Raw genomic sequence first — 19,185 nt, 5'->3', positions numbered from 1 at the left:
GGAGCCAGACATGCAGGAAGTGCTGCGCCTCGCCGTCTCGGGGACGTACTCGACCGGGAAGAGCACGACCACCGAGGCGCTTTCGCTGCTCACCGGAGTGCCGAGGACCCACGCCATGACGGCGCGGCAGATACTCATGGAATTGGTGCCCGGCAAGCAGTTGTCGGAGCTGAACGCGAGCGAGTTGCAGGCGATGGGGCTGCGCCGCTTCGAGGAACGCGTGCACAACGAGGCCGCGCAGCCCGGCTCGTTCATCTCCGACGGCTCCGTGCTGCACGAGTGGGTGTACAGCGAGGCACGGCTGCGGGTCGGCACCAACCCGGGCGCCGGCCCGTTGCACCGTGCGACGAAGGCGGTCGTCGGAGCCCCGCTCAAGCCGTTCTACCAGGGCTTCGCCGACTCGTACGGCAAGGTGGTCAAGGCGCGGGCCAAGCGCGTGTACGACGCCTACGTGCACCTGCCGGTGGAGTTCGCCATGCACCGCGACGGGCACCGGCCGGTCTCCGAGCGGTTCCGCAACACCTCGGACCGACTGCTGCTGGAGACCCTGGACGAGCTGGAGATCCCCTACCACGTCATCGGCGGTTCGCTGCGCGAGCGGCTGGAGAAGATCGTCGCGGCCTTCGACATGCCGGTGGTCCGCCCGATCGACGAGGCCATCGAGATCGCCGAGGCCCGGGTACGCGAGACCATCGCGGTCATCGAGGCCGACCAGCGCTACCACGACGCGCAGCGCCGCAAGTCGACGTGGCGCCGTATCAAGTACGCGCTGCGTTACTGACGGTGCGGGCCGCCGCTGACGGCACCGGCCGCGCCGCACACGGGGTGTGTGCGGTGCGGCCGGCGCTGTCGTGGTCCGGCGCCGGCGTGGTTCCTGTGCCGGTGTGGTTCCTGTGCTGTCGCGGCCGGTCTTGTCGCGGCCGGTCTTGTCGCGGCCGGTGTTGTCGCGGTCCGGTGTTATCGCGGTCCGGCGCTCGGGTCCGGGCGGTCGTCGCCGGGTGCCCCCAGGCCCTCCGCCAGGATCACCCGGTGCAGCCGCTGCAACTCCCAGGACGGCGCCACGCCCAGCTCCTCGTCGAGTTGCTGCGCCGCTTCCCGGAAGGCCGCCAGCGCCGCGGCCCGGTGCCCGGAACCGTGCAGGGCCTCGATCAGGCGTGCCTGCGCCCATTCGTTGAGCGGGTCGGCGCACACCAGGGTCCGCAGTTCGGCGACGAGCATCCGGTGGTGGCCCAGCCGCAGGTCCGCCTCGATGCGCAACTCCTGCGCGCGGCGGCGCATTTCGGCAAGGTGGATCAGCTCGCCGGCCAGCGCGGGCCCGCACGCCAGTCCGGCCAGGGCCGGCCCGCGCCACAGGGCGAGCGCCTCGCCGAGCAGCCGGGCGGCCTCGGCCGGGTCACCGCCGCGCAGTTCGCGGGCGCCGCACGCCACCAGCCGGGCAAAGACCTGCGCGTCCACCTCGCCGGATTCGACCCGCAGCAGGTAGCCCCCCGGTCTGGTCTCCAGCCGTTCGGCCGCCGGTCCCAGGGCCCGGCGCAGGTGGTAGATGTGCGTACGCAGGGTGCTCACCGCGAGGGCCAGCGGCTCACCGGCCCACAACTCCTCGGTGAGCACACCGGTTTCCACCACCTGATTGGCGCGGAGCAGCAGCAGCGCACACGCCTTTTGTATCTTGGGGCCGCGCGGAACGCGGTCGTGTCCGTCGATGCACAGTTGAAGCGGACCGAGGACATTGAACAATTGCCTCATGATCACCCCCGTGATTGTTTCGATGGTACGGCCCACGGATTCGTATTCGGCGTTCGCTTGCCTCCTAAGTGGTGTCCCGGTGGTGTTCGCCGTGGTGTCCCGGTGGCGTCTGCGGCGGTGCCCGCAGTGATGTCCACAGCGCCGTCCGCAGTGCCGTCCGCAGTGCCGTCCGCAGTGATGTTCGCAGTGATGTCCGCGCGACAAGCGGAAGATCGGAATCCCGATATCGTGATCGGCGAACGCCGGTGGCGGATTTTGGCTGCCCGTAACATCGGCGGGCGGATTGCCGTGCGACACTCTGGCCATGGGGGTAAACCGCGTAACAGGCGGAGGAGAGATCAAGGTTCTCCTGATGGGTGACCATTCTCTGCTCTGCGACGCCTTACGGGCCCTGCTCGTGGCCGAGGACGCGATTTCGGTGGTCGGACAGGCCGGGACATGCGAGGGCGCGCTCCGACTGCTGGCCGGCGCGCGGCCGGACGTCATCCTGCTCGATGTGACGGCGCTGGAAAGCCCGGGGCGGGCGGTGCGCAAGTTGCTGACGGTACCCGGGCGCGCCCCGGTGATCGCGATGGCACGGCAGGACAGCGTCCGGGTGGTACACGAGGTCCTGGTCGCCGGGGCGGTCTGCTACCTGCCCCAGCACACCCGCGGGGACCAGCTGATCCGCACCGTGCGGGCCGTTCACCGGGGCGGGGGCCGGGCGGCTGGCCCGGATCCGGCCGCCCGGCCGGCGCCTTCGCCGGACGCCTCCACCCAGCTGACCGAACGGGAGCGGCAGGTGCTGGAGTTGGTCGCCAGGGCCAGGAGCAACCGGCAGATCGGCGCCCAGTTGCGCATCACCGAGGGCACCGTCAAGCGGCACCTGCGCAACATCTTCGGCAAGCTCGGCGCCATCTCGCGGATCGACGCGGTGAACAAGGCCCTGGCGGCCGGACTCATTCATCCCACGGTCATCGGTCCGCGTGCCGCCGCACCCGCGGTCCGGGCCGTACGACCTGACACCCCACGTTTCCGTCCGGTCCGATGGTCGTGACGAGGGCCGGACCGGCCGGGAGGTCGCCCCGCCGCCAGCCCGCAAGCAGGGCGGCCAGTTGCATGGCCCCGGTGGCGCTGTAGGTCATGCCGACGGTGCGGGCGGGGCGTATGACGGCCAGGGTGTCCAGGCTCCTGCCGAGCGCCTCGGCCACCGCCCGTTCCTCGCTGTGCCGCAGTCCGCGCAGGCCGGCCGAGCCGAGGGCCACGCACTCCACCTCCGCCGGGTCCACCGCGCTGCGCGCCAGGGCGCGCCGTACGGCCGACACCAGTCCGGCGGCCGGAGCACGCGGACCCGCCTGCGGCGCACCGCAGTAGCGCACGTCGCAGGCGAGCAGAACGGCCAGGCAGTCGGGCCCCGCGGGCTCCGCGCGGCCGTCGACCACGAACATCGCGCAGCCTTCGCCGAGCGCGGTCCCGCCCGCCAGCAGCCCCGAGTGCTCCCAGGCCCAGGCGGTACGGGCGGACAGCTCCTCCACGCCGCCCACCACCAGCCGCCGGGCCCTGCCCTGCCCGATCGCCAGCCGGGCGTACCGCAGGGCCAGCAAGGAGGACAGCTGCCCGCCGGCGATGGTGGCGTTGACGCCGCGCAGCGCGTTCCGGATCGCCAGTTGTCCGGCGCTGGAGTTCATCACGGTGTTCGGGAAGCGGGACGGGTTGACCAGGTACGGCAGCTCGGAGGTGAGAGCCTCCTCGGCGAGGTCGGCCATGGAGACCACGCTGCCCGTACTGGTGCCCAGTACGACGCCGGTGTCGGCGGCGGCCCCCTCGGCGGGAGCGTCCTCGGGTACGCCGGCGGGGGCTTCGGCGGGGGCGTCGGTGAGCGCGAGCCTGCCCGCCACCAGGCACAGCGCCGTCATGCGGTCGATGTAGCGGATGCCCTTGCGTCCCACGTGGTCGGCGAGCCGCAGTTCCGGCACGGCGTACGCGGGGCGCGGCGGATACTCCGCCCGGTCGGGCCCGTCCGGCAGGGCCGGCCCGTCCGCGGGGCCGTCGGCACCGGTCGGCGGCAGGCCGAGCCGGTCGAGACCGATCCCGGCCGGCGACACCACGCCCGCGCCGATGACGGCCAGCGGCAGGACCCGGGCGCCCGCGTCGGCGCCGGCCGGGTCCGTGACATCCCAGGTCTGTGTCATGCCACCCTTCCCAAGACCGTGATCACGTTGTTGCCCCCGAAGGCGAAGCCGTGGTTCTGCACCACCTTGGGGCGGGCCGGCCGCGCCCGGCCCGGCACGCAGTCCAGGCCCGGCCCGAGCGCCGGGTCCGGCACGCGCAGGTTGGCGGTCGGCGGCAGGAAGCCGTCGTACAGCCCGCGGCAGCAGGCGATGGCGCCGAAACCGCTGGCGGCGCCCATCGTGTGGCCGATCATCGATTTGACCGAACTGACGGGCGGCAGCCGGTCGCCGAACACGGCCCGTATCGCCGCCACTTCGGTGGCGTCGTTGGTGGGCGTGCCGGTGCCGTGTGCGCAGATGTAGTCGATGTCCTCGGGGCTCACCCCGGCGGAGCGGTGGGCCAGCCGGATGCATTCGGCGATGCCGTCGACGTCGGGGTGGACCATGTGGGCGGCGTCGCAGTTCATGCCGTAGCCCAGCACCTCCGCGTAGATCCGGGCGCCGCGGGCCGCCGCACGGTCCAGCGGTTCGAGCAGCAGGGCCGCGCCGCCCTCGCCGGTGATGATGCCGCCGCGGTCGGCGTCGAACGGCCGGCACACGTCCTCGGACAGGGCGCCCAGCCGGTAGAAGCCGGCGTGGGTCAGCCGGTTCACCGAGTCGGCGCCGCCCGCGATCATGACGTCGCACTCGCCGGTGCGCACCAGGTCGTAGGCGTAGCCGAGGGCGAAGTTGCTGGCCGAGCAGGCGGTGGGGACGGTCTGCGTGTCCCCGGTGAGACCGAGTTCGCTCGACACCGCGGCGGCGATCCGGTCCGCGGACGCCTGGGCGACCAGTGCCGGATCGAGGTAGCGCGGGCCGTCCTTGACCCACTGCCCCACCAGGTCCTGCGCGGCGACCGCCTCTCCCGTCGTGGTGCCGATGATCGCGCCGGCGCGCACCGCGGCCAGCTCCCGCGGGTCGAGGCCGGCGTCCTGCGCGGCCAGCCGCCCGGCGGCGGCGGCGAACTGGGCGCTGCGGCCCCACCGGGCCGGGTCGATCGTCCGCAGTATCCGGTACGGGTCGAAGTCCCGCACCTCGCCGGCCATGACGGCGGGGAACCCGGTGCTGTCGAACCCGGTGACGGGTCCGGTGCCCGTGGCGCCGGCCCGCAGCGCCGCGGTGAACGCGTCGGCGCCGATGCCGATGCTGCTCACCGCACCGAGCCCGGTCACCACCACCCTGCGGTCAGGCATCCGGTCGGGCATCCGGTCAGGCATCGCCGGACCCGCTGTCACGCACGTCACGGACCGCGGTCACCAGGGCCGCCAGGTCGGTGAGTTCGGCGTGCCGCTCCTGCGGCAGCCGGATGCCGAGCTGTTTCTCGATCCGCGCGACCACGGTGATCAGGGTCAGCGAGTCGGCGTCGTACTCGTCCACGAAGCTGCCCGTCGGCTCCAGTTCCCCGGGTTCCAGGTCGAGTTCCTCGACCACGATCTCCTGGATCAACGTCTCCAGTTCCTGAACGGTCATGAGTGCCCCCCGAATTGATGTGCCGGTGATGACCGGCCGGACGTCTGTCGGTCGGAGGCTAATGAACCGATTTCCCGGTAGGGGACGTTCCTTCCCCCAAAGAAACACGGTCGATCGTGCTTTGACCGGGGCTTGACTGCTGAGTGACCGGGCGCCTGGACCATCGCCGCATGACTTCGAGGAAGAGGCGTGCGCGACCTGTCGTGTGGTCGGATTTCGCGGGTGTTCTCACTCCGCCGCCGCATTACACGATGGATGTCTTCTGCCGTCGTACAGGCGTTCCGCGAAAGGTCGTGGAAAGGGCGGTCCAAGAGGTCGGTGCCGGCTATGGGACGACCGACGCCGTCACGCGGCTATCGGACGCGCCGGCGGCCCATGAGGGCGGGAAGGGCGGAATACGGTGAGCCGGTCCGTTCTGGTGACCGGTGGCAGCCGGGGGATCGGGCTGGGGATCGCCCGCGCCTTCGCCGGGCGCGGTGACCGGACCGCGGTCACGTACCGGACCGGCGAGCCCCCGGAAGGTCTGCTGGGCGTCCGGTGCGACGTACGCGACACCGCGTCCGTCGAGGCCGCCGTTGCCGAAGTGGCCGACCGGCAGGGCCCGGTGCAGGTACTGGTGGCCAACGCGGGCATCACCCGTGACGGGCTGCTGCTCGCCTCGGCCGAGGCCGACTTCGCGGAGGTGCTGGACACCAACCTGCTGGGCGCGGCACGTTGCGTGCGGGCCGTGCTGCCGGACATGCTGCGTGCCCGTGCCGGGCGGATCATCCTGCTGTCGTCCGCCATCGGCCTGATGGGCGCGGCGGGCCAGGCCAACTACGCCGCGTCCAAAGCCGGGCTGCTGGGCCTGGCCCGGTCGCTGGCCTGGGAACTCGGACCGCGCAACATCACCGTCAACGTGGTCGCGCCCGGCTACATCGAGACCGACATGACCCAGAACCTCACCGACAAGCGCAAGTCGGAGATCCGGGTGCTCATCCCGATGCGGCGCAGCGGTTCGGTCGACGACGTCGTCGGCGCCGTCACCTACCTCGCCTCGGCCGGCGCCGGCTACGTCACCGGGGCGTTCCTGCCGGTGGGCGGCGGGCTCGGCATGGGCTCCTGACCTGCGCCCGCCGGCTGTACGGCGGCGGCTGTACGGCGGGGGCTTGCGGGCGGCGGCTGTACGGCGGCGGCCCGCGGGCGGCGGCTGTACGGCGGGGGCTGACGGATCAGCGCCCGCCCAGCAGCCGCTGCAGCAGGGAGTGCAGTGACGCGCGGTCGGTCCGGGTCAGCGGGGCGAAGAACTCGTCCTCCACCGCGTCCATCGCCTTGTCCGCCCGCTCCAGGGCGGCCTGGCCGCCCGCGGTGAGGTGCAGGTCGTAGCGCCGGCGGTCGGCGGAGCTGCGGGCCCGCGTCACGTACCCGAGCCGCTCCAGCTCGTCGACGACGGCCACGATCGTGGTCGCGTCGATCCGCAGGGCCCGGGACAGATCCTGCTGCGAGGACGGCTGGTGCTCCTCGATCCAGCCCAGGACGAAGTAACTGCGGGTGTTGAGTTCGGCCTCGGCGAGCCCGGCCCCGATCGCGGGCAGCAGCGTGCACTGCAACTGGTGGGCCAGATATCCCGTGCGTTCGGTGAGCTTGGTCCGCTGCGCGGCCATCCGTCCTCCCTCGTCGCCCTGTTCCCAGGGTAACCGCGGCGGCGGAGCCGCGGTTGACAGCGTCTTCGCCGCGTTCCTACCCTGAAATCATCGGGATCACCGATGATATAGGTCGACGATAATCTCCATGATCCATTATGATGGGAGTGGCCATGTCCACCCAGCAGGCCTCCGCACCGGCCGCGCCCCCCTCGGGCGCCCGCTGGTGGACGCTCGGGGTCGTGACGCTCGCGACCTTCATGCTCATGCTCGATCTGACCGTCGTGAACGTGGCTCTGCCCGACCTGCGCACCACACTCGGCGCCAGCTTCTCGGACCTGCAGTGGGTCATCGACGCCTATGTGCTGACCCTCGCCGTGTTCCTGCTGACCGGCGGTTCGCTGGCCGACCGGCTCGGCCGCAAGCGGCTCTTCGTCGGCGGATTCGCCCTGTTCACCGCGGCCTCGCTGGCCTGCGGGCTGGCACAGGACATCACGGCCCTCAACATCTCCCGGGGGGTGCAGGGCATCGGCGCGGCCGTGCTCTTCGCGGTCGGCCCGGCGCTGATCGGGCAGGAGTTCCACGGCAAGGAGCGCGGGGGAGCCTTCGGCATCTTCGGCGGCGGGGCCGGCCTCGCCATCGCCTTCGGCCCGCTCATCGGCGGTTCCCTCACCGACGGCATCAGCTGGCGCTGGATCTTCCTGGTCAACGTTCCCATCGGCGTCGTGGCCATCGCCTTGTCCGTCCTGCGGGTCCGCGAGTCGCGCGACCCGCGGGCCGGCGGTCTGTCCGGTGTGGACTGGCCCGGCCTGATCACGTTCTCGGCCGCGATCACCCTGCTGGTGCTGGCCCTGCTGCGCGGCGACCCGGACGGCTGGGGCAGCGCCGAGGTGCTGTCCATGTTCGCGGGGGCGGCGGTCGCGCTGGCCGTCTTCCTCGGGGTGGAGCGGGCCCGCGGGGCCGACGCCATGCTCGACCTGACGCTGTTCCGCATCCCGACCTTCGTCGGCATCGCGGCCGGCGCCGTGTTCATGGCGGCCACCGCCATGTCCGCGGTCTTCCTGCTCGTGTCGTACATCCAGAACGTCCTGGGCTACTCGCCGTTCGCCACCGGCGTTCGCTTCCTGCCGATGACGATGGTGCTGTTCGTCACCGCGGCGGTCACCGGCGGTCTCACGGCGAGGATCCCCCAGCGGGTCATGGTCAGTCTGTCCCTGGCGCTCGTGGGCGTGGGCCTGCTGCTGATGAAGTCGCTGGTCGACGCGGGAAGCGGGTGGACGGCGAGCCTGACCGTCATGGTCCTGCTCGGAGTCGGCATGGGCATCTTCAACCCGTCGCGGGCCTTCCTGTCCGTCGGGGTGGTCCCGCCCCGCAAAGCCGGCATGGCCTCCGGCATGAACGAGACGTTCCAGCAGGTGGGCATGGGCCTGGGCATCGCCGCCTTCGGGGCGATGTTCCAGTCCCGCGTCTCCTCGCTGTTCACCGACTCGGCGACCGGCCACCGGCTGGGTTCCGCGGCCGGACGCGCGGCCGGCGGCGTGGCCGCGGGCTCCATCAAGGAGACCGCCGCTTCGGCTCCCCACGGCCTTTCCGGCCAGGTCGCCGCGGCGGGCCGGACGGCCTTCGTGAACGGCATGAACGACGTCTTCCTCGTCAGCGGGAGCCTGGCCCTGCTCGGCGCGCTGCTCGCGGCGCTCCTCATCCGCGGGAAGGACCTGCACGCGAGCGCGACGGCCGCCCCCGGCGTGCTGCCCGACCTCGACGACCTCGACGAACTCGACGACCTCGACGAGGAGCCCGCCGAGCCGGCCCCCGCGGCCTCCCCGGCCCCGGCGCCCCGCTCGTAAGCGAAGCCCCGGCCTCGTGCGGGCGGCTGGGCCCGCAAGAGCCGCCGGGGCGTTCCGGTGCGGGGCGGGTACGGTGACGGCGCCGGGAGCGCCGGTGTCAGGGCGCCGGTCACCGTATCCTGACCGGAAAGGGAAGGAGCCGTCCATGAGCGTCGACGCGATCACGAAGACCGAGTTCCCCAAGGGGTACGTGGTGCTGTTCGGTGCTGACGGAAAGGTGATCATGACTCCGCAGAGCGAAGAGCACTCCAGCACCATCAGGTCAATGCATATCGACTCCCTCGCTCTGGGGCGCCACGCGAAGGTCGTCTCCGACGTATACATCGACTTTCCCGCCGACGAGAACTCCGCCCCCGATCTGGCCATCCTCCGTGAGGACGCCCGCCGGGAGGGCAAGCGCTACAGCTTCGAAGACGTCCTGCTGATCTCCGAGGTGGTCTCGACTTCGTCCGCCCGCAAGGATTACGACGACTGCACCGCCAAGTACGGCCGCTACGGCATCCCGGTCTACTTGGTGGTGGACCCCTACGCTCGCGAAGTGGTCCTCCACACCCAACCGACCGGCACCGGCTACATCGCGACCCACACCCATAAGTACGGCACGGGCAAGCTGCCCATTCCCCTGGCCGACGGTCGCACCTTCACGCTCGACCTGGACGAACTTCCGCGTCCGGAGTCCGAGGCGGACGCCCGCTGACTCTCTTCGTCCCCAGGGGCCGGGGCAGGCGCGGACCGCCCCTCACGCGCTCATGGCAAGAGGAGGTCGCCGGGGAGAAGTCGGAAGCACTTGTGCCGGCCCAACGGGCGTACGGCGCGGAAGCCGCGGCGGTCAAGGGTGAGGACCGCGTCGGTGTCGTAGTCGGCGGCGAGGGCGATGTTCACCGCGTCGGTGAGATCGAGGTCGAGCGCGCCGTACCTGGCTCGCACCGACTGCGCGGTCGCGAGGTGGGTCTCGGTGATCTCCGGCACGACGATCCGGCTCACACGCATCCATCGCCGGATGTCGTCGACGGCGCTGACCGCGGCCTCGCGGCCCAATTCGCGGGTGGCGACGTGATCGATCTCGGCAAGCAGCAGGGGGGACATCACGAGGAGGCCGGCGGCCATGAGCGTCTCGCCGGCTCCCTCGTGTTCCGGGTGCGCGGAGTCGAGTGCGGCCAGCAGCCCCGACGTGTCGGCGACAACGATGATCATGAGGGGGTCTCGGACTCGCATTCCCTTTGGGCGGCGTCGGCCACGGTGTCCCGTACGGCCTCCTTGGACGGCGTACGGCCGGGACCGCTGAAGGTGCGGGAGAACAAAGGCTCATCCCATACGCGGTTCGCCATGGCCGCGAGATGGATGCCCTGGCGGATGATCTCGGCCTCGCTGATGCCCCGGCGAGCGGCGGCTTCCTTGATGATGGCGAGGTCTTCGGGGTCCGCGTAGACGTTCGTCCGCTTCATCGACATGTACCAAGAGTAGGTCATGTACCAGGGTGATGTATGTGGTGGCCGTCGCTCCGCGCCTGGCCTCCATCGAGCGTCGGCTCCCCGCGGTTCTACTGGTCGGCGGCCTCCCTGGTGCGGCTCCTGCCGCCGGTTGGACGGTCAGGCGGGTGCACTGCTTGGCGGTGCGGACCGCCGCGACCAGTTCCGGGCGCCCGGTGACCCAGGCCACCTCTCGTTCATCTGCCTATTTCTCCAGAGTTTCGGGAGCGTTGGTTATGTGGTTCCCGACCAGTGGATGGCATACTTGCATGGAAGAGACTTTCATGTGAGAAAGTTTCTTCGAGTAACTGGTGATCGGATCTTCGAGGTGTCCCGGGGATAGATGGATTCGTGGGACGGCGCACCGAGCTGCGCCTTCGTTCCTCCGCTCAATCCGGCCGAGGTTGCCACGATGCTGGGCCTGGAGCCCGCGGACGCTTTCGATGCCTACCTGGTTTCCGGCGGACTGCCGCTCATCCTTGAGGAGTGGCCGCACGGCAGCACGTTGTGGGAGTACCTCGAACACGCTCTGCTCAGTCCCACATCGGCCTTGCTTGTCAGCGGTGAGCGCACCCTGGCCGCGGAGTTTCCCACCGAGGCCCAAGCCCGTACCGTCCTGAGCGCCATCGGCCACGGGGAGCGCACTTTCACCCTCATCGGCAGGGCGGCCGGCGACCTCAACCCGGGCTCTGTGAAACGTTCCCTGGAACTTCTCACCACGCGCCGCATGGTCGCGGCGGATCTTCCCCTGTCCACCAGGCCCAGTCGTGAGACGCGCTACCGCATCGACGACCCCTACCTGCGCTTCTGGCTGTCGTTCGTCGGTCCTGGCATCCCCGTGATCGAACGAGGCCGCGGCGACCGTGTCCTCGAGTCCATCCGCACCAGGTGGACGTCGTGGCGTGGCCGGGCCGTCGAACCCGTAATCCGCGAAGCGTTGTGGCGCCTGACCGATGAGCGGTTGCCCGAGGACACACATGTGATCGGTGGCTACTGGACCCGCACGAACGATCCGGAAATCGACCTCGTGGGTGCGGACCGCTCCCCCATCGCCAAGACGATCACCTTCGTCGGCTCCGTCAAGTGGCTGGAAAACGCGAGTTTCGACCACCGTGACCTCGCCCGTCTCATCAAGCATCGCGGCCAGTTGCCCGGGGCCGACGACTCCACTCCGCTTCTTGCCGTCGCCCGCAGCAGATGCACCGCTCAAGGCATCCTCAGCCTGACGCCCGAGGACCTCATCGGCGCTTGGAGGTGACCGGCATACGGGACGGGGCAGCGCATTCCGCGGCTGGTGAAGGCATTGGTCGGCGTCCTGCGCGCGGTTGTGGGCCGGGCGCCGTTCGGGAAATCAGCGCGCGAACGCCTTTCGCAGGCGGTCGGCGGCTTCGGCCAGGACGTGGGGTTGCTTGCAGAAGGCGAAGCGGACCTGGGTGCGGCCGGCGGTGGGGTGGTCGTGGAAGACGGAGTTGGGGATGGCGACGACTCCGCAGCGCTCGGGCAACTGGCGGCAGAAGGTCAACGCGTCGGTGCCGGGGGCGAGTTCGGCGATGTCGGTGGTGAGGAAGTAGGTGCCCCGGGGCCGGTACACGGTGAAGCCGGCGTCGGTCAGGCCGGCGGCGAGGAGGTCGCGTTTGGCCTGGAGGTCGGTGCGCAGGGAGTCGTAGTACGTGTCGGGCAGGGCCAGGGCCTCGGCGACCGCGTACTGGAAGGGGCCCGAGGCGACGTACGTGAGGAACTGCTTGGCGGTGCGGACCGCCGCGACCAGTTCCGGGCAGCCGGTGACCCAGCCGACCTTCCAGCCGGTGAAGGAGAACGTCTTTCCCGCCGAGGAGATGGAGACCGTGCGCTCGCGCATGCCCGGCAGGGAGATCAGCGGGGTGTGGGTCGCGCCGTCGAACGTCACGTGCTCGTAGACCTCGTCGGTGACGACGAGGAGATCGTGGGCGACGGCGAGTTCGGCGAGGGCGGCGAGTTCGGCTGGCGTCAGGACCATGCCGGTGGGGTTGTGGGGGGAGTTGAGCAGGAGCAGGCGGGTGCGGGGGGTGATCGCGGCGCGCAGGGCGTCCAGGTCGGGGCGGAAATCGGGGGCGTGGAGGGTGAGGGGGACCCGTACCCCGCCGGCCATCGCGATGCTCGCCGCGTAGGAGTCGTAGAACGGCTCGAAGGCGATCACCTCGTCCCCCGGCTCCAGCAGGGCCAGCATCGCTGCCGCGATGGCCTCCGTGGCCCCCGCGGTGACCAGCACCTCGGTGTCGGGGTCGAAGGACAGGCCGTGGAAGCGCTTTTGGTGCTCGGCGACGGCGGTGCGCAGTTCGGGGACGCCGGGACCGGGCGGGTACTGGTTGCCGCGGCCGTCGCGCAGGGCGCGGACGGCGGCCTCGCGCACCGACCGCGGGCCGTCGGTGTCGGGGAAGCCCTGGCCGAGGTTGATCGCCCCGGTCGCGACGGCCAGTGCCGACATCTCGGCGAAGATCGTCGTGCCCAGGCCTTCCAGCCTGCGGTTCAGCAGTGGCCTCGCGCTCATGACGGCGGCTCCTCACGCGGTTCGATGCTCGTGCCATCCTCCGGCCCGGCCGCCACCGGGACAAGCGGGGCGGGCGCGGACGAGCGTCCGGTGAGACATGGACACCGTGGACGGTCGGGCCCGCCCATTCGGCGGGCGGTAGTGATCGTCCGACGGTCAAAAACGAGCGCCCGCGCTCGTAAGCGCTCCAAAGGATGGAAAGTGGACACGGATGGGTAAAAAGGCCGATGAACCCTCGCGGTTCGTGATTCGGTAGCTGTCGGATCCCGCCACGGATCCGTGGACCCCACGCAAGGGCGCGAGCAGGCGCGCTCTCCTGGGGCGGGCCCGAGGCGGATGCGAGTCGGACACCTTCCCCCCGCGTGCTCAGACCCCGTGTCCTCACTGCCCCACTGCGCGCTTGCGGAGCCCATCCATGCTCACCACCCTCAACACCGCTTACACCGATACCCGCGCGGGCGACCTCGCCTGGGCGCTCGGGAGGGCAGCGCTGCCCGCGCTGGCCGTGCTCGACCTGGAGGTGGGCGACGGGCGCGGACTGCGTGCCCAGGTCGAATTACGGCTGCTGGGCGCTTCGCACCAGGTGCTGGTCGACGCCGGGCCGGGCCACTGCTCGGAAACGGTGGCGTGCCTGCCGGGCAGCCAGGCGCCGCTGCCCTACGGGGTCGCCCGGCGGATCGGCGCCTGGGACTACGAGTTCGGGGCGAGGATCGAGAGCTTGTCGCGCCGCTCGTTCGCGGCCCGCGCGCAGGAGCTGCTCGCGCTGGTGACCGATCATCCGCGGGGGCTGGCCGGGACGTTCCCGGGCGATCCGAACGCCTTCACCGCGATGCTCGTGCAGTGCGAGGAGGGAAGCGTGCGCTGGCGCACCTGGCACGCCTACCCGCAGGAGGGCCGGCTGGTGACGACCCGGACGAGGGTGAGCGCGGCGGCAGCGACCGCGTGAGCCCGCGACGGGGGCCCCGGCGGGGCCCGCGGCCCGAGCACGGCGGGGGCCCGCGGCCCGGAGCCTGATGGGGCCCGCGGCCCGAGCACGGCGGGGGCCCGCGGCCCGGAGCCTGATGGGGCCCGCGGCCCGGAGCGTGGTCCGACCACCGTGACCCGACGGCGCGTTGGCCGCTTGTACGGGGGCTCGTGGGGGCGGCGCGCCGCTCGTACGCGCCCCAACGCGCGGGTTTGGCACACCGATTACACCCCTGTGGGTGACTGGCTGGTGTCCGGACCTGACATAGCGTGCCCTCATGATCGACCAGCGTGGCCGTACGGCCCGGGCAGCCGGGACAGAGGGCGAGGCGGACGGCGGGCCCGGCAACCGTCCCCGTCCCCGTACCGGAATCCGGGACCGCCCCGCCCTGCCCGTGCCGGCCGCCGCCGCGCGCGCCCTCGTGCTGGCCGCCGTCTTCGTCTGCGCCGCCTGCGGCCTGGTGTACGAGCTGGAACTGGTGGCCCTGGCCTCCTACCTGGTCGGGGACTCGGTCACCCAGGCGTCGGTGGTCCTGTCCGTGATGGTGTTCGCCATGGGGTGCGGGTCGCTGCTGGCCAAGCGGCTGCGGGCCAGGGCGGCGGTCGCCTTCGCGGCCGTCGAGGCCGCCCTCGCGCTGGTCGGCGGGCTGTCGGTGATGGCGCTCTACGCCTGCTTCGCCTGGTACGGGCAGGCCAGGCCGGCCATGGTCGGCTGCGCGTTCGCGATCGGGCTGCTCATCGGGGCCGAGGTGCCGCTGCTGATGACCCTGGTGCAGCGGATCCGCCGGCAGGACGCGGGGGGCGCGGTCGCGGACCTGTTCGCCGCGGACTACGTGGGCGCGCTGGCCGGCGGGCTGGCCTTCCCCTTCCTGCTGCTGCCGTGCTTCGGGCAGTTGACGGGCGCGCTGGCCACCGGAGTCGTCAACGCGGTGGCCGGCGGCGCCACCGTGCTGTGGCTGTTCCGCGGCGACCTGTCCATACCCGCCCGGGGCCGGCTGCTGCTGGCGAACGTGCTGGTCCTGGCCGTCCTGGGCGCCGCCGCGGCGGCCGCCGGCCCCTTCGAACGGGCCTCCCGGCGGGCCGTGTACGGGGGCCAGGTGCGAGTGGCCGAGCAGAGCCGGGTGCACCAGATCGTGCTCACCGGCCGCGGCAGCGCCGCCGCCGCCAACGATTTGCGGCTCTTCCTCGACGGCCGGCTGCGCGCCTGCGGCGGCGACGCCGCGCGCTACCAACGCGCCCTGGTCGACCCGGCGATGACCCCCGGGGGCGGCGCGCGAGCCCTCCCGTACGCCGGTACGCGACCCCGCACGCCCGCCAATGCTTCAACCGGCACCCCCGCGAAGCCCCCGGCCGCCCCCGTCCCGTCCGCTGCCAGCGCCACCGCGAGCGCCGCTGTCCCTCCCGCCGGCCCTGCCGTCACCTCCGCTCGCGCCTCCGCCCCTGCCCCTGCCTCGGGTCCTGCCTCTGCCCCTGCCTCGGGTCCCGCCCGTGTCCTGGTTCTCGGCGGCGGTGACGGGCTGACCGCGCACCGGGTGCTGCGGTACGCCGGTGTGCGGTCGGTCACGGTGGTCGACCCGGACGCGGCGCTGATACGGCTGGCCCGGACCGACCCGGCGCTGTCCGCCCTCAACGGGCACGCCTTCGCGGACCCCAGGGTCCGTGCCGTCCGCGCCGACCTGTTCGACTGGCTGCGCGGGCGGGACAGCGCACGGCGCCCTTACGACCTGATCGTCGCCGACCTGCCCGGTTCCGGCATCTCGGCCGCCGCGAAGCTGTACTCGGAGGAGTTCTACGGGCTGGCCGCGCGGGCCCTGGCCCCCGGCGGGCGGATCGCGCTCCCGGCCGGCGGCTCCGTCCACACCCTGTGGACGCTGCGCGCGACCCTGGCCGCGGTGGGCCTGCACTCCGACGCCTACCGGGCCGGTGACCCCAGCTGCGCCGCCCCCCGGCAGCAGCAGCCCGCCACCGCCTGGACGTTCGTACTCGCCGCCCGTACCGGCACCCCCCTCCCGCCGGTGCGGACCACCGCCCCCGTCCCGCGGCCGACGGGCCACGTCCCGCCGTCAACTCTGCTCCACCCGCGTCTATAGGCGCGGGTGAAGTGCGGGAAGCGCCTGGCTGGGGGAAGCACGTCAACGGGTGGCGAGGTTCGGCGCCGCGCCCGTCACCCGTGCGGGGCAGCCCCCGACCCGGCCGCCGCGGGGCCGGGGGAGGATGGCCGGGACACGTGGCAGCGTCTGACGGGAGCCGGGCATGAGCAGGATCGTGGTCTTCGGGGCGGCCGGGCGCGCCGGTGTCCGTGTGGTGGCCGAGGCCGCCGCGCGCGGCCACCAGGTGACGGCCGTGGCCCGCGATCCCGGGCGGCTGACGGCGCTGCCCGCCGGGGTGCGGGCGGTCGGCGGCGACGTCCTCGACCCCGTCGTCGTCACCGCGCTCGCCAAGGAGGCCGACGCGCTCGTGCTGACCGTCGGCGGCTCCGACCCGGGGCTGTACGCGGAGGCGGTCGGCGTGGTGGTCGACGCGGTCCGCGCCCTGGGCCCCGGCGGCCCGCGGATCGTGCACATGGGCGGCGGCGCGAGCCTGCTGGACGAGCAGGGGGTGCGGATCTTCGACGCGCCCGGCTTCCCGCCCGCCTTCCGCGACTCGGCCGCCGGGCAGATCGCGGCCCTGGACGCCTACCGCGCCTGCGAGGGCGTGACGTGGACCTACGTCTCGCCGCCGCCGGTCCACTTCGCGCCCGGCGAGCGGCGGGGCACGTACCGCACCGCCCTGGACCACCCGGTGGCCGGCGAGGACGGTCAGGCGCGCCTGTCGTACGAGGACTTCGCGGTGGCGCTGGTCGACGAGATCGAGACCCCTCGGCACCTCAACCGGCGCTTCACGGTGGGCTACTAGCGGCGCGCGGGGCCGCCGCCCGCCCGGCGTGGGCGGCCCCCGGGCGAGTTGTCCACAGGGTGCCCGACGCCCGCGGCCCGCGGAGGCGCATGATCGGTGCATCAGCGCTTCATCGGAAAGGAAACCCTCATGGACGAGCGCTTCGACGTGGTGGTACTCGGAGCGGGCCCCGGCGGATACACCGCCGCCGTCCGCGCCGCCCAGCTCGGCAAGCGGGTGGCGGTGGTCGAGCAGAAGTACTGGGGCGGCGTCTGCCTGAACGTCGGCTGCATTCCGACCAAGGCCCTGCTGCGCAACGCGGAGCTGGCCCACATCGTCACCCGTGAGGCCAAGACCTTCGGCATCAGCTCGCAGAGCCCGATCACCTTCGACTACGGGGAGGCGTTCCGGCGCAGCCGCCGTGTCGCGGACGGCCGGGTCAAGGGCGTCCACTTCCTGATGAAGAAGAACGCGATCACCGAGATCGACGGCCGCGGCACGTTCGTCGACGCGCACACCCTGAGCGTGGCGCAGTCCGACGGCACCACCCGTACCGTCGCGTTCGACCACTGCATCATCGCCACCGGCGCGAGCACCCGGCTGCTGCCCGGCACGTCGCTGAGCGAGCGGGTCGTCACGTACGAGGAGCTGATCCTCAGCGAGCGGCTCCCGGAGTCGATCGTCATCGCGGGTGCGGGCGCGATCGGCGTGGAGTTCGCGTACGTGCTGCACAACTACGGGGTGAAGGTCACCATCGTGGAATTCCTCGACCGGCTCGCCCCGCTGGAGGACGCCGAGGTGTCCGCCGAGCTGGCCCGGCAGTACCGCAAGCTCGGCATCGACGCACTGACCTCCACCCGGGTCGACGCGATCGACGACTCGGGGGAGCGGGTCGAGGTCACCGTCACCGGCAAGGACGGCGCCCAGCGGGTGCTGGAGACCGACAAGGTGCTCCAGGCGATCGGCTTCACGCCCAACGTGTCGGGGTACGGCCTGGAGGCGGCCGGCGTGCGGCTGACCGAGCGCGGCGCCATCGACGTGGACGCGCGCTGCCGCACCTCGGTGCCGCACATCTACGCGATCGGCGACGTCACCGCCAAGCTGATGCTGGCGCACGCGGCCGAGGCCATGGGGATCGTCGCGGCCGAGACGATCGCGGACGCCGAGACCATGGAGCTGGACTACGTGATGATCCCCCGCGCCACGTACTGCCAGCCGCAGGTCGCCAGCTTCGGCTGGACCGAGGCGCAGGCCCGCGAGCGCGGCTTCGACGTCAAGGTGGTCAAGTTCCCGTTCACCGCCAACGGCAAGGCGCACGGCCTCGGCGACCCCACCGGCTTCGTCAAGCTGATCAGCGACAACACGCACGGCGAGATCATCGGGGCGCATCTGGTCGGCCCCGACGTGACGGAGCTGCTGCCCGAACTCACGCTCGCCCAGCAGTGGGACCTCACCGTCCACGAGGTCGCGCGCAACGTGCACGCCCACCCGACGCTCGGCGAGGCGGTGAAGGAGGCGGTGCACGGCCTGGCCGGCCATATGATCAACTTCTGACCGGCGGCCGAGCGGCGCGGGCGCCGCCCCGAGGAGCGCGACCGGTCCCGGGGGCGCGGCCGGTCCCAGGAGCGCGACCGGCCCACCCCGGGGCGCGGCCCGGCCCGGAGGACCCGTCGACCCCGGGCGCTCCCGGCGGCGAGCCGCGTCCCGCCCGGCCGGGGGGAATGGGAGGATGCCCGTGATGCACGTGTGGAAAGACCTCGACACGACGGTGGCCGGCAGGCTGGCGTCGGCCTCGGACGGCGAGCGCGCGGTGTTCTGCGCCGCCGTGGCGCAGCGGCTGATGCTGGCCCACGAGGCGCTGCCCGCCGAGGAGCGGCGGCAGTTCACGCTGGGCCTGCGCCCGCTGCTGGAAGCGGTGTGGGCCGGAGCGCTCGGCGACGCGTCGGCCTTCGACGCGATCAAGCGCGGCCTGGGCACGTACTACCTCGGCCCCTACTGCCACAACGAGGGCCCGGACGGCCCCGACGACGCCGACGAGCACGCGGCCGCCGCGGTCCTGCACGCCGCCGAGGCGTACATGCACGGCTGCGGCGACTTCGCGCTGTTCGTCAGCGGGCACGCGGTCGAGGCGGCGACCGACCTCCTCCCGCTGGACGACGACTTCGCCGACGATCCCGAGGAGGCCCGAGCGGAGGAGTTGCGCCGGCAGTTGCGCGACCTCGACCTGATCGCCACCGAGGCCCAGACGCTGCGCCGGGCGCGCTTCGGCCTGACGACGGCGACCACCGCGCGCCTCCAGGAGGCCCTGCGGCCGCTGCTGTCCCGGCCGGACGACCTGCCGTAAATGCGGCGAATGCCGTGCCTGGCGTGAATGCCGTGATTGGCATGAAAGCCGTGACTGGCGTGACATGAATGCCGTGAACGATGTGAATGCTGTGAATGCCGTGAAGCGCCATGCCGCCGTGGTGCGCGGGGCCG

The 19,185-nt window shown here is 72.1% G+C and carries 18 protein-coding genes and 1 pseudogene; 11 read left to right on the top strand and 8 right to left on the bottom strand.

What is annotated here, in order from left to right:
* The first annotated feature begins 10 nt into the window (after window positions 1–10).
* Window positions 11–781, top strand: a complete 771-nt coding sequence (locus tag K7G61_RS33810; RefSeq protein WP_225850975.1) for an AAA family ATPase — start codon at window positions 11–13, stop codon at window positions 779–781.
* 176 nt (window positions 782–957) lie between these two features.
* Here K7G61_RS33810 and K7G61_RS33805 read toward each other — a convergent pair whose 3' ends face one another.
* Window positions 958–1,746, bottom strand: a complete 789-nt coding sequence (locus K7G61_RS33805) for an AfsR/SARP family transcriptional regulator (RefSeq protein ID WP_225850974.1) — start codon at window positions 1,744–1,746, stop codon at window positions 958–960.
* Window positions 1,747–2,098: 352 nt separating this feature from the next.
* Here K7G61_RS33805 and K7G61_RS33800 point away from each other — a divergent pair, with 352 nt between their 5' ends.
* Complete coding sequence (locus K7G61_RS33800; RefSeq protein ID WP_263985186.1) at window positions 2,099–2,782, top strand: response regulator transcription factor; 684 nt, start codon at window positions 2,099–2,101, stop codon at window positions 2,780–2,782.
* Here the strand turns inward: K7G61_RS33800 and K7G61_RS33795 are convergent.
* Genes K7G61_RS33795 through K7G61_RS33785 form a run of 3 tightly spaced genes read right to left on the bottom strand, consistent with a single transcriptional unit; the run spans window position 2,700 to window position 5,405 of the window.
* Complete coding sequence (locus tag K7G61_RS33795) at window positions 2,700–3,917, bottom strand: beta-ketoacyl synthase N-terminal-like domain-containing protein (protein ID WP_225850972.1); 1,218 nt, start codon at window positions 3,915–3,917, stop codon at window positions 2,700–2,702. The genes K7G61_RS33800 and K7G61_RS33795 overlap by 83 nt on opposite strands.
* On the bottom strand, window positions 3,914–5,128 hold the full coding sequence (locus K7G61_RS33790) for a beta-ketoacyl synthase (protein WP_225850971.1): 1,215 nt from the start codon (window positions 5,126–5,128) through the stop codon (window positions 3,914–3,916). The genes K7G61_RS33795 and K7G61_RS33790 overlap by 4 nt, the downstream gene beginning before the upstream one ends.
* 16 nt (window positions 5,129–5,144) lie before the next feature.
* Window positions 5,145–5,405, bottom strand: coding sequence for an acyl carrier protein (locus tag K7G61_RS33785; RefSeq protein WP_225850970.1), 261 nt, complete (start codon window positions 5,403–5,405; stop codon window positions 5,145–5,147).
* Between the two features lie 400 nt (window positions 5,406–5,805).
* Between K7G61_RS33785 and K7G61_RS33780 the strand changes: the two genes are divergently transcribed.
* On the top strand, window positions 5,806–6,510 hold the full coding sequence (locus K7G61_RS33780; protein ID WP_225850969.1) for an SDR family oxidoreductase: 705 nt from the start codon (window positions 5,806–5,808) through the stop codon (window positions 6,508–6,510).
* A 106-nt stretch (window positions 6,511–6,616) separates the two neighbouring features.
* On the opposite strand, the gene K7G61_RS33775 is transcribed toward K7G61_RS33780, so the two are convergent.
* On the bottom strand, window positions 6,617–7,048 hold the full coding sequence (locus tag K7G61_RS33775) for a MarR family winged helix-turn-helix transcriptional regulator (protein WP_225850968.1): 432 nt from the start codon (window positions 7,046–7,048) through the stop codon (window positions 6,617–6,619).
* Window positions 7,049–7,200: 152 nt separating this feature from the next.
* Here K7G61_RS33775 and K7G61_RS33770 point away from each other — a divergent pair, with 152 nt between their 5' ends.
* A complete protein-coding gene (locus tag K7G61_RS33770; protein WP_225850967.1) occupies window positions 7,201–8,874 on the top strand; it encodes an MFS transporter in 1,674 nt (557 codons plus the stop codon).
* Between the two features lie 145 nt (window positions 8,875–9,019).
* Window positions 9,020–9,571: a Uma2 family endonuclease gene (locus K7G61_RS33765; RefSeq protein ID WP_225850966.1), complete on the top strand. Its 552-nt coding sequence runs from the start codon at window positions 9,020–9,022 to the stop codon at window positions 9,569–9,571.
* Between the two features lie 50 nt (window positions 9,572–9,621).
* Here K7G61_RS33765 and K7G61_RS33760 read toward each other — a convergent pair whose 3' ends face one another.
* On the bottom strand, window positions 9,622–10,068 hold the full coding sequence (locus tag K7G61_RS33760; protein ID WP_225850965.1) for a PIN domain-containing protein: 447 nt from the start codon (window positions 10,066–10,068) through the stop codon (window positions 9,622–9,624).
* On the bottom strand, window positions 10,065–10,325 hold the full coding sequence (locus K7G61_RS33755) for a CopG family transcriptional regulator (protein ID WP_225850964.1): 261 nt from the start codon (window positions 10,323–10,325) through the stop codon (window positions 10,065–10,067). The genes K7G61_RS33760 and K7G61_RS33755 overlap by 4 nt, the downstream gene beginning before the upstream one ends.
* A gap of 397 nt (window positions 10,326–10,722) precedes the next feature.
* Between K7G61_RS33755 and K7G61_RS33750 the strand changes: the two are divergent.
* Window positions 10,723–11,601, top strand: a pseudogene (locus K7G61_RS33750) (ATP-binding protein); the annotation flags it as partial.
* Window positions 11,602–11,694: 93 nt separating this feature from the next.
* Here the strand turns inward: K7G61_RS33750 and K7G61_RS33745 are convergent.
* Window positions 11,695–12,870, bottom strand: coding sequence for a pyridoxal phosphate-dependent aminotransferase (locus K7G61_RS33745; protein ID WP_225850963.1), 1,176 nt, complete (start codon window positions 12,868–12,870; stop codon window positions 11,695–11,697).
* A gap of 415 nt (window positions 12,871–13,285) precedes the next feature.
* On the opposite strand from K7G61_RS33745, the gene K7G61_RS33740 reads away from it, so the two are divergent.
* The 5 genes from K7G61_RS33740 to K7G61_RS33720 all read left to right on the top strand — a co-directional run bounded on the left by K7G61_RS33740 (window position 13,286) and on the right by K7G61_RS33720 (window position 19,051).
* A complete protein-coding gene (locus K7G61_RS33740) occupies window positions 13,286–13,816 on the top strand; it encodes a DUF2617 family protein (protein ID WP_225850962.1) in 531 nt (176 codons plus the stop codon).
* 295 nt (window positions 13,817–14,111) lie between these two features.
* Complete coding sequence (locus K7G61_RS33735; RefSeq protein WP_225850961.1) at window positions 14,112–15,923, top strand: spermidine synthase; 1,812 nt, start codon at window positions 14,112–14,114, stop codon at window positions 15,921–15,923.
* Window positions 15,924–16,086: 163 nt separating this feature from the next.
* A complete protein-coding gene (locus K7G61_RS33730) occupies window positions 16,087–16,728 on the top strand; it encodes an NAD(P)-dependent oxidoreductase (RefSeq protein WP_225850960.1) in 642 nt (213 codons plus the stop codon).
* 129 nt (window positions 16,729–16,857) lie between these two features.
* Window positions 16,858–18,261 carry a dihydrolipoyl dehydrogenase gene (gene lpdA, locus K7G61_RS33725; protein WP_225850959.1) on the top strand — a complete coding sequence of 468 codons (1,404 nt, stop codon included), beginning with the start codon at window positions 16,858–16,860 and terminating at the stop codon, window positions 18,259–18,261.
* Between the two features lie 184 nt (window positions 18,262–18,445).
* The gene (locus K7G61_RS33720; protein ID WP_225850958.1) at window positions 18,446–19,051 is read left to right on the top strand and encodes a hypothetical protein; all 606 of its coding nucleotides are present in this window, start codon (window positions 18,446–18,448) and stop codon (window positions 19,049–19,051) included.
* The last annotated feature ends 134 nt before the right edge of the window (window positions 19,052–19,185 follow it).

The sequence above is a fragment of the Streptomyces sp. HPF1205 genome (assembly GCF_020400825.1).
In the GTDB taxonomy this organism is placed as follows: Bacteria; Actinomycetota; Actinomycetes; order Streptomycetales; family Streptomycetaceae; genus Actinacidiphila.
This window is presented reverse-complemented; position numbering and strand designations above follow the sequence as displayed.

Excerpts from the sequence above, each read along its gene's own strand:
- K7G61_RS33810 (WP_225850975.1), top strand. The coding sequence starts at position 11 with ATGCAGGAAGTGCTGCGCCTCGCCGTCTCGGGGACGTACTCGACCGGG.
- K7G61_RS33805 (WP_225850974.1), bottom strand. The coding sequence starts at position 1,746 with ATGAGGCAATTGTTCAATGTCCTCGGTCCGCTTCAACTGTGCATCGAC.
- K7G61_RS33800 (WP_263985186.1), top strand. The coding sequence starts at position 2,099 with ATGGGTGACCATTCTCTGCTCTGCGACGCCTTACGGGCCCTGCTCGTG.
- K7G61_RS33795 (WP_225850972.1), bottom strand. The coding sequence starts at position 3,917 with ATGACACAGACCTGGGATGTCACGGACCCGGCCGGCGCCGACGCGGGC.
- K7G61_RS33790 (WP_225850971.1), bottom strand. The coding sequence starts at position 5,128 with ATGCCTGACCGCAGGGTGGTGGTGACCGGGCTCGGTGCGGTGAGCAGC.
- K7G61_RS33785 (WP_225850970.1), bottom strand. The coding sequence starts at position 5,405 with ATGACCGTTCAGGAACTGGAGACGTTGATCCAGGAGATCGTGGTCGAG.
- K7G61_RS33775 (WP_225850968.1), bottom strand. The coding sequence starts at position 7,048 with ATGGCCGCGCAGCGGACCAAGCTCACCGAACGCACGGGATATCTGGCC.
- K7G61_RS33770 (WP_225850967.1), top strand. The coding sequence starts at position 7,201 with ATGTCCACCCAGCAGGCCTCCGCACCGGCCGCGCCCCCCTCGGGCGCC.
- K7G61_RS33765 (WP_225850966.1), top strand. The coding sequence starts at position 9,020 with ATGAGCGTCGACGCGATCACGAAGACCGAGTTCCCCAAGGGGTACGTG.
- K7G61_RS33760 (WP_225850965.1), bottom strand. The coding sequence starts at position 10,068 with ATGATCATCGTTGTCGCCGACACGTCGGGGCTGCTGGCCGCACTCGAC.
- K7G61_RS33755 (WP_225850964.1), bottom strand. The coding sequence starts at position 10,325 with ATGTCGATGAAGCGGACGAACGTCTACGCGGACCCCGAAGACCTCGCC.
- K7G61_RS33745 (WP_225850963.1), bottom strand. The coding sequence starts at position 12,870 with ATGAGCGCGAGGCCACTGCTGAACCGCAGGCTGGAAGGCCTGGGCACG.
- K7G61_RS33740 (WP_225850962.1), top strand. The coding sequence starts at position 13,286 with ATGCTCACCACCCTCAACACCGCTTACACCGATACCCGCGCGGGCGAC.
- K7G61_RS33735 (WP_225850961.1), top strand. The coding sequence starts at position 14,112 with ATGATCGACCAGCGTGGCCGTACGGCCCGGGCAGCCGGGACAGAGGGC.
- K7G61_RS33730 (WP_225850960.1), top strand. The coding sequence starts at position 16,087 with ATGAGCAGGATCGTGGTCTTCGGGGCGGCCGGGCGCGCCGGTGTCCGT.
- lpdA (WP_225850959.1), top strand. The coding sequence starts at position 16,858 with ATGGACGAGCGCTTCGACGTGGTGGTACTCGGAGCGGGCCCCGGCGGA.
- K7G61_RS33720 (WP_225850958.1), top strand. The coding sequence starts at position 18,446 with ATGCACGTGTGGAAAGACCTCGACACGACGGTGGCCGGCAGGCTGGCG.